We start from the raw sequence: 12,026 nt of genomic DNA, 5'->3' as shown, positions 1-12,026 counted from the left end.
CGGCTTCTGTCGTCCGTCGTCATCTCGCCCCGGGCCGCCCGGCTTCTGTCGTCCGTCGTCATCTCGCCCCGGGCCGCCCGGTCTCTGTCGTCCGTCGTCATCTCGCCCCCCGAGCCGTCTTCTCACGAGCGGTCGCGCGCAGCGCACGCCGTGCCTTCAGATAGCCGACCGGCCCGTACAGCATCCCCCTGCGTTGCAGCCGCGACAGCCGCCGCGGCCAGGGGTGCGTGCGGGCGTCGTGGTCGCCCGGTGTGCCGGTGCCGGTGCCGGTGCCGTCCGCCCCGTCCGTCTCGCGTACCGCCGTCAGCGTGCGGGCGTGGGCGAGGCCGCGGGGCAGCCTCGCCAGGAACGCCGGCAGCAGCGCGGGCCGGTTCACGAGCACCGCGGTGAGGTAGGCGGTGAGCCCGGCGCCGTAGCCGTAGGCCTGGGTCTCCAGGTCCCGCCAGGTCTCCCGGTGGTGGTGCCACACCAGGGCGTACGGCGTGTAGCGCAACCGGTGGCCCTGCGCCAGGACGCGGACGAAGCCGTAGAGGTCGTCGCCGCCCCGGGCCGCCGTCCCGGCCCCGGTGGCGGGGTCGAAACCGCCGACGGAACGCAGCACCGCCGTCCGGAACGCCATGTTCGCGCCCGAGCCGAACCGCCCGGCGGTGAACGGGAACAGCGGCTCGTCGCCCGGCGGGTGCGCCGGGTCGTACGTCCTTGGAGTGAAGCCTTTGGCGAAGCCGCCATGGCTCTCCAGCAGCACCTGGGCCGGGGTGGACAGCCGCGCCGGCAGGATCAGCCCGGTGCTGCACCCGAGTCCGGGGTCGGCGGCGAAGGGCGCGGTCAGCTCGGTCAGCCAGCGCGGGTCGGCGACCACGTCGTCGTCGGTGAAGGCGACCACCTCGCCGCGCACGGCGTCCAGCCCGGCGTTGTGGGCGGCTGCGAGCCCCGGAACAGGCTCGCAGACGTACCGCACGCGCTCGGCGTACTTCCGCTCGATCAGCTCCCGTGTCTCGCTCGTGACGGGCGCGTTGTCGACGACGACGATCTCGAACCGCGGATGGTCCTGCGCCAGCAGCGAGTCCAGCGCCCGGGCCAGCTGCCCGGCCCGCTCCCGGGTCGCGACGACGACACTCGCGTACGGCGGCTCCCCGGGTTCGCCGAGGTCGGCGGGCCCGCATTCCGCCCGGGCCCGTTCTGCCAGCACGGCCCTCGGATCCGCCCCTTCCGGCACCCGCCCGAGCAGCGTCCCCACGGGCCGGCCGCCTCTCCTGACCAGCACGAACACCTCTCCGTGTGTCACGGGCGGACTCCCCGGACCGGGTCTGAGCACCGCCTCGTCACCGTCGAGGTCCAGCTCGGCGACCTGCACCGCCCCGATGTCCAGGAACCGCCGTATCTCCTCCCGCGCACGCACCGAACGGGCCATGCGCCCACCCCCCTCGTGTGTCAGGTACGGCGCAGCCGAGCCGCGCCCTTGAGCGTCCGCGCGGCCAGCGACGCGAGTCGCGGCCTGCTGCGGACGAAGCTGTGCGCGCGGCGTGCCGGCTCGCGGCTCAGCCAGTGCAGCGCCGCGCCGACTCCCGGACGCGTCACCGCACCCTCGTACACGGGCAGTTCGCCCGTCTTCAGTGCGTCCTTGTACTCGGCCGCACCCCGCCCCAGGTCGAGCGTGCCGATACCGGCGGCGGCCGCCGCCTCGGCCATGCGCAGGTGCAGCACCAGACCCGGCGAGAACTTCGCGAACTCCGGGTCGTAGGCAGGGAACCAGCAGGCCAGCACCGAGGCCGAACGCAGCCCGAAGTGCGCGGCGACGGGCCGCTCACCGGCGTACAGCACGGACAGCGTGCCGCTGCACTCCGGCGCCCGGGTCCGGGCCAGCTCCCCGACGAGCCGGGTGATCCACTCCTGGGCGAACCGGTCCCGGCGGCCGGTCCTGCGGTACTGCGCGGACTTCCACTCCATGAGCGTGCGCAGCGCGGCCGGGTCGCGTTCGTCGAAGACGAACCGCAGCTCACCGGCCTGCCGGCCCAGCCTGCGTTCCTTGGCCAGGGTCGTCTTCAGGAACTTCGGCGACTGCGCGCGCAGCACCGACTCGTACGTCTCGAAGCCCTTCTCCACGTCGATGACGTAGGTGGCGTGCTCCTCGGCCGCGTACCGGACGAACAGCCGCTGCTCGGCCTCCAGATTGTCGAAGGCGAAGCTCGACACCGAGCAGGCCTTCAGCAGTTCACCCGTCTCCACGTCCAGGCCCGGTCGCAGGATCGCGCCCTGCGCGTCCGAGACACCCAGCCCGATCGCCCGGCCCTGCCCCAACGGGCCCCGCTCATAGGGCAGGAAGCCGGCCGGCTCCGGCCCCTCGTACACCACCGCGATCCGGGCCCCCGGCCTGAACCGGCCGACGGCTTCGGTGAACTCCGGCTCCATGAAAGGGTTGCGCGGTGCCTCCGAGACGGCGCGCAGCGCACGCCAGCGCTCCCTCTCCCTTTCGCCGAGCTCCCCGGGCCCAGCCACGCGAATGCGCCCACTGCTCAACCCGACCCCCCGATCAAGTCCCCCTGGACACTTGGAAGGTACCGCTCTATGCGGCCCCACGGGTAGGTAGCGGAGCATCTTGTTGCCAACTGGTGCAGAGGCCTTCAACCGGGCAATCGGCGTCCGCCGTGCGATGAAACGAAGGGGCGCGTTGTCCGTATTCTCTGATCATGGCCGCACCCCTCGCATATTCACTCATCGCCACCGATCTGGACGGGACGCTGCTGCGCGGCGACGACACCCTCTCCGACCGGTCTCTCGCCGTGCTCGCACGGGTGGCGGACGCCGGTGCCCAGCACCTCGTGGTGACGGGCCGGCCGGCGCCGAGAGTGCGGCCGCTCCTGGACGACCTCGGCGCGACGGGGCTCGCGGTGTGCGGGCAGGGCGCTCAGGTGTACGACGCCGGCGCGGACCGGCTGCTGTGGTCCATCACCCTGGACCGGGAGTTGGCGGAGACCGCCCTCGGCAAGATCGAGGCCGAGGTGGGGCAGGTCTACGCGGCCGTGGACCAGGACGGGGTGGACGGGCTCACGCTGATCGAGCCGGGCTATCTGATGCCGCACCCGACCCTGCCCGCGGTCCGGGTCGAGCGGCGCGAGCAGCTGTGGGGCGAGCCCATCAGCAAGGTGCTGCTGCGGCACCCCTACCTGACGGACGACGAGTTGGCGGCGACGGCCCGCTCGGTGGTCGGCTCACTGGCGACGGTGACGATGTCGGGGCCCGGCACGGTCGAGCTCCAGCCGTGCGGGATCACCAAGGCGACGGGCCTGGCGCTGGCCGCCGAGCATCTGGGCCTGCGGCCGGCGGACACCATCGCCTTCGGCGACATGCCCAACGACATCCCGATGTTCGACTGGGCCGGTCACGGCGTCGCGATGGCAAACGCCCATCCCGAACTCAAGGCCGTGGCCGACGAGGTCACCCTGTCGAACGAGGACGACGGCATCGCCGTCGTCCTCGAGCGACTGCTGGGCGGGTCGGCTCAGTACGGGCCGTTGACGTTGTCGATCGAGCCGTAGCGGTCGGCCGCGTAGTTGCAGGCCGCGGTGATGTTGGCGACCGGGTCGAACGGGTCGTAGGGGGTGCCGGGCACGTGGTAGGCGGCGAACGTCGGGTCGATCACCTGGAGCAGGCCCTTGGACGGGGTGCCCTTGGCGGCGTTGGAGTCCCAGTTGTTGATCGCCTGGGGGTTGCCGGACGACTCGCGCATGATGTTGCGGTAGATGCCGTCGTAGGAGCCCGGGATGCCCTGCCGCGCCATGATGTCCAGCGACTCGCGGATCCAACCGTCGAGGTTGTTCGCGTAGGTCTTCGCGGACGCCTGGGTGGCCTGGGTGACACCGCCGGCGGGCTTCGCGGCCGGCTTGGCGGGGGCGGACGACTTGGTCGCCGTCTTCTTCGGCGCGACCGACTTGGTGGTCTTCACCTTGAGCTTCAGACCCGGATGGATCAGCTTCGGGTTGTCGCCGACTGCGGCGCGGTTGTCCTTGTAGAGCTGCTTCCAGCCGCCCGTGACGTCGTACTTGTCCGCGATGCGGGCGAGGGAGTCGCCCTTGATCACGGTGTACGTGAGGGACTTGGCGGGCTGGGCCGCCCGGGGCACGGACTGCGCCGCGGCGGGGGCGCTCTGGGGTTCGGCGGCGCTCGCGTGCGTGGCGCCGAGGAGCGGAAGGGTGAGTGCGGCTCCGCCGGTCCCGGCGGCGACGATGCCTCGGGTCAGCGGGTTGGTTCTGGGGCGACGGTGCTTGCCTCGTCCGGCCATGGCGATGTTCCTCTCCGGCGCCTGCGAGGTGAGCTGTCGGGTTCGGGCCGGGAGGTGCCCGGCCGCCTACGGCGCTGTGTGCCGTACGCGGCTTCACCCCGAGCCGTGCCGCTGTGCGGACCGGCGACTTACCTGGGTCCCCCGCTCCTGCCACGCGTGAGTGAGTCGGTTCCTGTGGGGAGTCCGGGCGGCGGCAGGATTAGGCGTCCGCCGGACAGGGCCGGAACGTATGCGAGAGCACATGTCGGGAACAAGCACCTCAGTCACATATCGCGCGGTTGACCTTGGTCGGGGGTGTTTGGTCCGCTTGATCCTTTGCGGGAGCCAAGACTCAACTGGCCTTCGGGGAAAGGCGGTACGGGCCGGTGTGGATGCGGGGCGGAAAAGGGGAAGAAGTGATTCAACTCACTGATCGCGAGCCCGTGGAGCAATTTCCACCAAGGGGAATTCAATGACTCATCACGGCAAATCGTGCATATCTCGCTACCCCTGGGTAAGTCGATAAATATCTGTTCTTATGGGTTGATCGAAAACATAGCGGTCGTGATCGGATACCACCCGGCCTGTAACCATGGGCGCTGGCGGTGATCGAAACGTGACCGGATACGCTGACTCGAGTGAGGGCAGCGACCTATCGACAATCCGCGTAATCACCGGCAGACACAGCAGACAGGAGACCCCTCGTGACCGACGTCGGGCCGTTCGGGCTGAGCGTGCGGGACCAGGCTCTGGAAGCCGACGTCCAGGCCGGATTGACGGCTGTCGAGGAAGGCTTGCTCGAGGCCACCAAGAGTGAGGTGCCCTTCATCACGGAGGCCGCCCAGCATCTGGTGCGGGCCGGCGGCAAGCGGTTCCGCCCGCTGCTCGTGATGCTCTCCGCCCAGTTCGGTGACCGCCACGCGCCCGGGATCGTGCCGTCGGCCGTCGTCGTGGAGCTGACCCACCTCGCCACGCTCTACCACGACGACGTCATGGACGAGGCCGCCGTACGCCGCGGTGTCGCGAGCGCGAACACCCGCTGGGGCAACTCCGTCGCGGTCCTCACCGGCGACTTCCTCTTCGCCCGCGCCTCGCACATCCTGGCCGACCTCGGCCCGGAGGCCGTCCGGGTGCAGGCCGAGGCGTTCGAGCGCCTGGTGACCGGCCAGATCCTGGAGACGGCCGGACCGCAGGACGGCCGGGACCCCGTCGAGCACTACCTGGACGTGCTGGGCGGCAAGACCGGTTCGCTCATCGCGGTGTCGTGCCGGTTCGGCGCGATGATGTCCGGCGCCGACGAGACCGTCGTGCACGTGCTGACCCAGTACGGCGAGCGGCTCGGCGTCGCCTTCCAGCTCGCGGACGACGTCCTCGACATCGCCTCCGACTCCCACGAGTCCGGCAAGACCCCCGGCACCGACCTGCGCGAGGGCATTGCCACCCTGCCGGTGCTCCGGCTGCGCGAGCGCGCCGCCCGGCTCGGGCTCGCCGAGGACATCGCCCTGTGCGAGCTGCTCGACTCCGACCTCACCGACGACGACCGGCACACCGAGGCCCTGCGCCTGCTGCGGGCCCACCCGGCGCTGGAGCAGGCCCGGCGGGACACCGTCCGCTACGCCCAGGACGCCCGTTCGGCGCTGGCACCGCTGCCCGAGTGCACCGCGAAGACGGCGCTCCAGGAGCTGTGCGACGCGGTGGTGCACCGGGCCGGCTAGCCCGTCCCCGCCGGCGACGCGGACCCGCGACCCCTACGGGTCGGGGGAGAAGCCGCCCTCCCGTGTCATACCCCAGCAGTACGCGGAGTTGAGTCCGGGGTCTGACGTATCTCCCTGGCCGATTTGGTCAGATGGTGACCACGGAAAACACCACTCCTCACCTGTTCGGGTGAGAATGGCGGCTCAGGGACGAGTGCGTGGACGACACGGACAGCCGCCGCCGACCACGGAGGTAGGGCACACATGGCACCGTACGCATCCGACGACAGCACGACCGCCGTAGAGGCCGACGAGCAGCGCTCCGGGCGGCGCAAAGCCGCGCGGTACATCGTCCCGGTCACGGTGGTGGGGGTGGCGGCCGCGACGATCGGGCTGGTCCCCGCACTCGCCGACTCCGGTGACCCCGACCTCCCGAAGATCACCGCACAGCAGCTCATCGAGAAGATCGCGAAGTCGGACGTCCAGCAGCTGTCCGGCACGGTGAAGATCAGCACGGACCTCGGCCTGCCGAACCTCGGCGGCCTGGAGTCCGGCCTGCTGTCCGGCGCCGCGGGCGAGGGCGAGGGCGGCTCCTCCGCCGACCCGACGGCCAAGCTCACCGAACTGGCCTCCGGCACGCACACCCTGCGCGTCGCCGTCGACGGCCCGGACAAGCAGAAGCTGTCGCTGCTGGAGAACGCCGCCGAGTACAGCGTCATCCACAACGGCAAGGACGTCTGGGGCTACGACAGCAAGTCCAACGAGGTCTACCACGGCACCTCCTCCGAGAGCCCGGAGAGCGGCAAGGACCGGCAGCCGCCGGCCACGCCGAAGGACTTCGCCGAGGAGGCCCTGAAGGCGGTCGACGACACGACGTCCGTGACCGTGGACGGCACCGCCCAGGTCGCCGGCCGGGACGCCTACAAGCTCGTCGTCGAGCCGAAGCAGTCCGGCTCGACGGTCGGCGCGATCACCGTGGCCGTGGACGCGAAGACCGGCATGCCGCTGAAGTTCACGCTCACCCCGGCGAGCGGCGGCGCGGCCGTGGTCGACGCGGGCTTCACGAAGGTGAGCTTCGCCGAGCCGGCCGCCTCCACCTTCGACTTCACGCCGCCCAAGGGCGCGAAGGTCACCGAGGAGAAGGACATCGGCAAGGCACCTGACAAGGCCTCGGGCGAGACCGCGCGCAAGGCTCCCGGCAAGCCCTTCGACCTGGGTGAGGCGCCGGGCCACGCCTCCAAGGCCGGGAAGGACTCCGGCAAGGGCCACGACGGCATGAAGACCATCGGCGAGGGCTGGAACGCCATAGCCACCTTCGACACCGGCGGCGAGGGCGTGCCCTCGGGCGAGGCCGGCGGCGAGTTCGGCGGCTTCATCGACTCGCTCGGCGACAAGGTCCACGGCAAGTTCGGCTCGGGCACGGTCTTCTCGACCCGCCTGGTCAACGCCCTCGTCACCGACGACGGCAAGGTCTACGCGGGCATGGTCACCAAGGACGCGCTCGTGAAGGCGGCCGACGCCGGCAAGTAGTCCCGTAGCCGTACGGGACGTCGAGAGGACGAGGAAGCCGATGGGCGAGGTGTCCGCCACGGAACCGGAGCAGCGGCAGGCGCGGGAGGGGGCCGGGGAACCGGTCATCGCCACCCACGCGCTCACCAAGCGCTACCGCGGCGGACAGCTCGCCGTCGACGGTCTCGACCTGACCGTCCCGGCGGGCAGCGTCTTCGGCTTCCTCGGCCCCAACGGCTCCGGCAAGACCACCACCATCCGCATGCTGATGGGTCTCATCGAGCCCACCTCCGGCACCGCCCGGGTGCTCGGGCAGCCCATGCCCCGGGCCACCCGCGCCGTGCTGCCGCACGTCGGCGCCCTCATCGAGGGCCCGGCCCTCTACGGCTTCCTCTCCGGCCGCGACAACCTCCTCCGCTACGACAGCGCCGACCCGGCCGCCGATCCACGCACCCGGCGGACCCGGGTCGCCGCCGCACTGGACCGGGTGGGCCTGACGGCCGCCGCGGGCAAGAAGGCCAAGGCGTACTCGCTCGGCATGAAACAGCGCCTGGGCCTCGCGGCCGCACTGCTCCAGCCACGCCGGCTGCTCGTCCTCGACGAGCCCACCAACGGCCTCGACCCGCAGGGCATGCGCGAGATCCGCACCCTGGTCCGGGAACTGGCCTCGGACGGCACGACCGTCTTCCTGTCCTCCCACCTCCTCGACGAGATCGAGCAGGTCTGCACGCACGCGGCCGTGATGGCGCAGGGCCGGCTGATCACACAGGGCCCGGTCGCCGAGCTGTCCGCCGGGGCGCGCGGCCGGCTGGTCGTGACCACCCCTGACCCGGCGGAGGCGGCCCGGGTGCTGAAGGAGCAGGGCGTCGGCGACGTCGTCGTCGCCGACGACCGGGTGACCGGCGAACCCCCGGACCGCGACCTCGCCGAGGTGAACGCCGCGCTGGTGACGGCAGGGGTCCGGGTGCGTGGCTTCACGGTCGAACGGGCCTCGCTGGAGGACGCGTTCGTGGCGCTCACGGGGGAGGGCTTCGATGTCGCGGGCTGAGCTGAGCACCCCTCAGGGGCGCGGGGAACTGCGCGACCGGCCACAGACGGCCCGCACACGCCGTACGACCTTCCGCGCCACCCTCCTCCGCAACGAACTGCTGACCACGTTCCGCCGCTGGCGCACCTTGGCCCTGCTGGCGGTGTTGGCGGCCGTCCCCGTCCTCGTGGGCATCGCGGTGAAGATCGAGACCGGCGACGGTTCCTCGGCAGGCCCCGGAGGCGGCGGCGGACCCGCCTTCATCTCGCAGATCACCAACAACGGCCTGTTCCTCGTCTTCACCGCCCTGGCCGCCACGCTCCCGTTCTTCCTGCCCATGGCGGTCGGGGTCGTCGCGGGCGACGCGATCGCAGGCGAGGCCAACTCCGGCACGCTGCGGTATCTCCTGGTCGCCCCGGCCGGCCGCAGCCGCCTGCTGCTCACCAAGTACGCGACGGTCGTCATCTTCTGCCTGACCGCCACACTCGTGGTCGCCGTCTCGGCGCTGACGGTCGGCGCGCTGCTCTTCCCGCTCGGGGACCTGACGACCATCTCCGGTACGCAGATCAGTTTCGCCGAGGGCCTGGGCAGAGCCCTGCTGATCGCTCTGGCCGTCGCCGCTTCACTGATCGGCGTCGCCGCGCTCGGCCTGTTCGTCTCGACGCTGACGGGCAGCGGCATCGCGGCGATGGCGACGACGGTCGGCCTGCTGATCACGGTCCAGATCCTCGACCAGATCCCGCAACTGCACGCCCTCCAGCCGTACTTCTTCTCCCACTACTGGCTGTCCTTCGCCGACCTCATGCGCGAGCCGGTCTACTGGGACGACCTGGCGAAGAACCTCGGTCTGCAGGCCCTGTACGTGGCGGTTTTCGGGTCGGCGGCGTGGGCGCGCTTCACGGCGAAGGACATCACCGCGTAGCGCTCAGTCCTCGTACAGGAACCTGGCCAGGGGCGCCTCCTGCGTGAAGAAGGTCTTGGCGCGGGTCAGGGCCGCGTCGTCGTTCAGCACGTCACCGGGCTTGCTGCCGTTGCCGAGCAGCACCCCGCCGAAGCGCATCCCCATGTACGCCGCCGAGTTGTGGAGCGTCCCCACGAGCGGATCGGCGACCACCTCCTGCGTGTGCGCGAGGGCGGTGACGCCCCACAGGGTGCGGCCGGCCAGGGTCGCCTTGAAGTCGAGGCCGGGCGTGCGCAGCCAGCCCGACCAGTAGTCCAGGTAGCGCTTGGTCTGCGCGGAGACCGAGTACCAGTACAGCGGCGAGACGATCACGATGTCCGTCGCCGCGAGCGTGGCGTCGAGCAGCCGGGCCACGTTGCCCTCGGTCGGACGGACGTGGTCGCTGTCGTGCCGCAGGTCCTCGAAGTCCGGGACCGGATGTTCGGTGAGGTCGAGCCACTCCTGCTCGACGTCCGGGGGCAGTTGCTCGGCGGCCCGGCGGGCCAGCAGCTCGGAGTTGCCCTCGGCGCGAGCGCTGCCCAGGACGAAAAGGAAACGGCGGGTCATGGGGGTACCTCTCCAGAAACTCGGCGTAGGACAATTACACGCGTCTGCATCATATGTGTGTGCAAGTAAATGCGCCAGGGGTGCCCGTCAGGGGTGCGAACCAGGGACCTCCGCCCGGGGCTGCCGTTACTCGCGGCCACCGTGCTCAACGCACCTGCGGCGGCCTTCAGCCCTTGACGCGTGTCTCCGCCGCCCGCGCCACGGCCAGCAGCAGCGCCTCCCGCCCGTGCGGCGCAACCAGCTGCAGTCCGCCCGGGCAGCCATCGGATCCGAACCCCGCGGGCAGACTCAGCGCAGGGTGCCCGCTGAGGTTGAACGCCCAAGTGAGAGAGGTGGAGTAGCGCTCCCCGGGCCCCTCGTGACCATGCGGGGCGGTGGGCGCCGTCGGGGTCAGCAACAGCTCGGCCTCGCTGAAGACTCCGGCGAGCCGCCGGTCGTTCTCCGCCCGGTCGTTCTCCGCCCGGACGCGCTCGGCCCCGGCCGGATCGGCACCGGCGGTGCGCAGAGCGAGCCAGGCCGGCCCGGGGTCCGCCAGCCGCAGCGGCCTTCGCGGCCGTACGAGCCGTACGACCCCTGCCTCCTCGAGCCGTTCCACGGCAGCCCGGGCCAGCGCCACGGGCTCCGGGTCGGGTCCGGCGAACCCGAGGTCGGGAGACCAGACGGCGGTGACGGGGAGGGCCGTTTCGGCCGGCACCGGTTCCTCGGCCATCACCGCCCACCACAGCCGGGCGTCCGCCGCCGAGCGGGCGAGCACCCCCGGTACGGCGAGCCCCGTACGGTCGGACGACGGCAGCCGCCCGCTCGTCGTCTTCAGGCCGGCCACCCCGCACCACGCCGCCGGGATCCGCACCGACCCGGCTCCGTCACTGCCCGTCGCCAGCGGCACCAGCCCGGCCGCCACGGCCGCCGCGGCCCCGGCCGACGAGCCGCCCGGCGTACGGTCGGCCCGCCACGGATTGACGGTCCGGCCCCGGGCCCCGAGTCCCCACGTCTGCCAGGGCGTCCCCGGACCGGGCACGGACGTGGCTCCCACGGCCACACCACCGGCCGCGAGCAGCGGACCCACCGCACGCAGCCCGTTGCGCCCCTTCACCGCGATCGGCACACCGGCCAGCGGCAGGGACGGATCCACGCCCCGCCGGTCGAGCCGGGCGTCCACCTCGGCGGCCCGCCGCAACGCCTCCTCACCCCACACCTCGACGAACGCGCACAGGTACGGATCGGCCCGCTCGATCCGGGCCAGGGCCGCCGCGACGACGTCCGTCGCACGCAGCTCCCGGGCCCGTACGCCCGCCGCGATCTCCCCGGCCGACGGGGGTGTGGCCGACGGGGGTACGGCGGCCGGGGGTACGGCGGCCGGGGGTACGGCCGACGGGGGTGTGGCCGACGGTGGTACGGCCGTCAGCGTGCCGCTCCCGTCAGCCGGGCCAGGGCCGCCGTCTCGCGCGGCGGGTGGCCCGGCTCGCCGAGCCGCCAGGACGCCACCCACGGCACGCGGTACACGTCGATCACCGACTCCAGCGATCTGACCCGCTGGGCGAGCGGGCGCGGCAGCCGGCCCGGGGCGTCCGCCACGAGCACGACGGCGTCCAGGTCGAGCCCCGGAGGGGCCTGGCCGCGCCGGAAGATCTCCACCACCCCGGCGACCGTGTCGAGCCCCGCCGCGTGGGTCCGCGCGACCAGCAGCACCGACGGGGGATCGCCGGGTCCGGGCCAGGACCGGCCGCTGTCGTGGCCGCCGTAGACCGCGGCGAGGGTGGAGACGCCCGCGCCGCCGTGTGTGCCGACCCAGGAGAAACGCCGTGCCGCGGCATGGGCGTGCGCGGGCTCCGGCGGCCCCGGCTCCGGGGTGGTCACCGGACCGCGCAGCCAGATCTCCGGCCCTTGTCGCATGCCTGTGTGCATGCCCCACTCCTCCCTCGTACGCCCGGTTCTCATGCCCTCCACGACGACCGCGCCGGGGCCGACGGCCCTTGGGACGAGCCTGTGACACCGTGGTGACGTGAGAAACGGGGGCGAGCGGACACACTC

11 protein-coding genes and 1 riboswitch are annotated in these 12,026 nt (G+C 72.0%); of the genes, 5 read left to right on the top strand and 6 right to left on the bottom strand.

Annotated features, from left to right (window positions below; translation table 11 throughout):
- Positions 1 to 97: 97 nt before the first annotated feature.
- On the bottom strand, positions 98 to 1,411 hold the full coding sequence (locus tag ACZ7EG_RS09190) for a glycosyltransferase family 2 protein (RefSeq protein WP_471074388.1): 1,314 nt from the start codon (positions 1,409 to 1,411) through the stop codon (positions 98 to 100).
- A 20-nt stretch (positions 1,412 to 1,431) separates the two neighbouring features.
- Entirely contained in the window at positions 1,432 to 2,502 is a 1,071-nt protein-coding gene (locus tag ACZ7EG_RS09185) for a GNAT family N-acetyltransferase (protein WP_471074894.1), read from the bottom strand.
- A 185-nt stretch (positions 2,503 to 2,687) separates the two neighbouring features.
- Here ACZ7EG_RS09185 and ACZ7EG_RS09180 point away from each other — a divergent pair, with 185 nt between their 5' ends.
- A complete protein-coding gene (locus tag ACZ7EG_RS09180) occupies positions 2,688 to 3,536 on the top strand; it encodes an HAD family hydrolase (RefSeq protein ID WP_471074385.1) in 849 nt (282 codons plus the stop codon).
- On the opposite strand, the gene ACZ7EG_RS09175 is transcribed toward ACZ7EG_RS09180, so the two are convergent.
- Positions 3,500 to 4,279, bottom strand: coding sequence for a transglycosylase SLT domain-containing protein (locus tag ACZ7EG_RS09175; protein WP_471074382.1), 780 nt, complete (start codon positions 4,277 to 4,279; stop codon positions 3,500 to 3,502). The two genes, ACZ7EG_RS09180 and ACZ7EG_RS09175, sit on opposite strands and share 37 nt — an antisense overlap.
- A 3-nt stretch (positions 4,280 to 4,282) precedes the next feature.
- A riboswitch (cyclic di-AMP (ydaO/yuaA leader) is annotated at positions 4,283 to 4,460 on the bottom strand.
- A gap of 502 nt (positions 4,461 to 4,962) precedes the next feature.
- Between ACZ7EG_RS09175 and ACZ7EG_RS09170 the strand changes: the two genes are divergently transcribed.
- The 4 genes from ACZ7EG_RS09170 (at position 4,963) to ACZ7EG_RS09155 (ending at position 9,410) form a co-directional block, all read left to right on the top strand.
- On the top strand, positions 4,963 to 5,973 hold the full coding sequence (locus ACZ7EG_RS09170) for a polyprenyl synthetase family protein (protein ID WP_471074379.1): 1,011 nt from the start codon (positions 4,963 to 4,965) through the stop codon (positions 5,971 to 5,973).
- 243 nt (positions 5,974 to 6,216) lie between these two features.
- Entirely contained in the window at positions 6,217 to 7,482 is a 1,266-nt protein-coding gene (locus ACZ7EG_RS09165; protein ID WP_471074375.1) for a LolA family protein, read from the top strand.
- A gap of 40 nt (positions 7,483 to 7,522) precedes the next feature.
- A complete protein-coding gene (locus ACZ7EG_RS09160; protein ID WP_471074372.1) occupies positions 7,523 to 8,509 on the top strand; it encodes an ABC transporter ATP-binding protein in 987 nt (328 codons plus the stop codon).
- Positions 8,496 to 9,410 (top strand): ABC transporter permease, encoded by a 915-nt coding sequence (locus ACZ7EG_RS09155; RefSeq protein WP_471074369.1) that lies wholly within the window; start codon positions 8,496 to 8,498, stop codon positions 9,408 to 9,410. Before ACZ7EG_RS09160 ends, ACZ7EG_RS09155 begins: the two co-directional genes overlap by 14 nt.
- A gap of 3 nt (positions 9,411 to 9,413) precedes the next feature.
- Here the strand turns inward: ACZ7EG_RS09155 and ACZ7EG_RS09150 are convergent, their stop codons facing one another.
- The 3 genes from ACZ7EG_RS09150 to ACZ7EG_RS09140 form a co-directional block, all read right to left on the bottom strand.
- Positions 9,414 to 9,995, bottom strand: coding sequence for a flavodoxin family protein (locus tag ACZ7EG_RS09150; protein ID WP_471074366.1), 582 nt, complete (start codon positions 9,993 to 9,995; stop codon positions 9,414 to 9,416).
- 166 nt (positions 9,996 to 10,161) lie between these two features.
- A complete protein-coding gene (locus ACZ7EG_RS09145; RefSeq protein WP_471074891.1) occupies positions 10,162 to 11,268 on the bottom strand; it encodes an amidase in 1,107 nt (368 codons plus the stop codon).
- 128 nt (positions 11,269 to 11,396) lie between these two features.
- Positions 11,397 to 11,900 (bottom strand): DUF6668 family protein, encoded by a 504-nt coding sequence (locus tag ACZ7EG_RS09140; protein WP_471074363.1) that lies wholly within the window; start codon positions 11,898 to 11,900, stop codon positions 11,397 to 11,399.
- Positions 11,901 to 12,026 lie beyond the last annotated feature (126 nt).

The sequence above is a fragment of the Streptomyces sp. NPDC037100 genome (assembly GCF_055606225.1).
Note: the sequence above shows the minus strand (reverse complement) of the source record. Positions and strands in the feature narration are given on the sequence as shown.

Coding starts and splice junctions, on each gene's coding strand:
- ACZ7EG_RS09175 (WP_471074382.1), bottom strand. CDS start 4,279: ATGGCCGGACGAGGCAAGCACCGTCGCCCCAGAACCAACCCGCTGACC.
- ACZ7EG_RS09150 (WP_471074366.1), bottom strand. CDS start 9,995: ATGACCCGCCGTTTCCTTTTCGTCCTGGGCAGCGCTCGCGCCGAGGGC.
- ACZ7EG_RS09180 (WP_471074385.1), top strand. CDS start 2,688: ATGGCCGCACCCCTCGCATATTCACTCATCGCCACCGATCTGGACGGG.
- ACZ7EG_RS09160 (WP_471074372.1), top strand. CDS start 7,523: ATGGGCGAGGTGTCCGCCACGGAACCGGAGCAGCGGCAGGCGCGGGAG.
- ACZ7EG_RS09140 (WP_471074363.1), bottom strand. CDS start 11,900: ATGCACACAGGCATGCGACAAGGGCCGGAGATCTGGCTGCGCGGTCCG.
- ACZ7EG_RS09190 (WP_471074388.1), bottom strand. CDS start 1,411: ATGGCCCGTTCGGTGCGTGCGCGGGAGGAGATACGGCGGTTCCTGGAC.
- ACZ7EG_RS09165 (WP_471074375.1), top strand. CDS start 6,217: ATGGCACCGTACGCATCCGACGACAGCACGACCGCCGTAGAGGCCGAC.
- ACZ7EG_RS09155 (WP_471074369.1), top strand. CDS start 8,496: ATGTCGCGGGCTGAGCTGAGCACCCCTCAGGGGCGCGGGGAACTGCGC.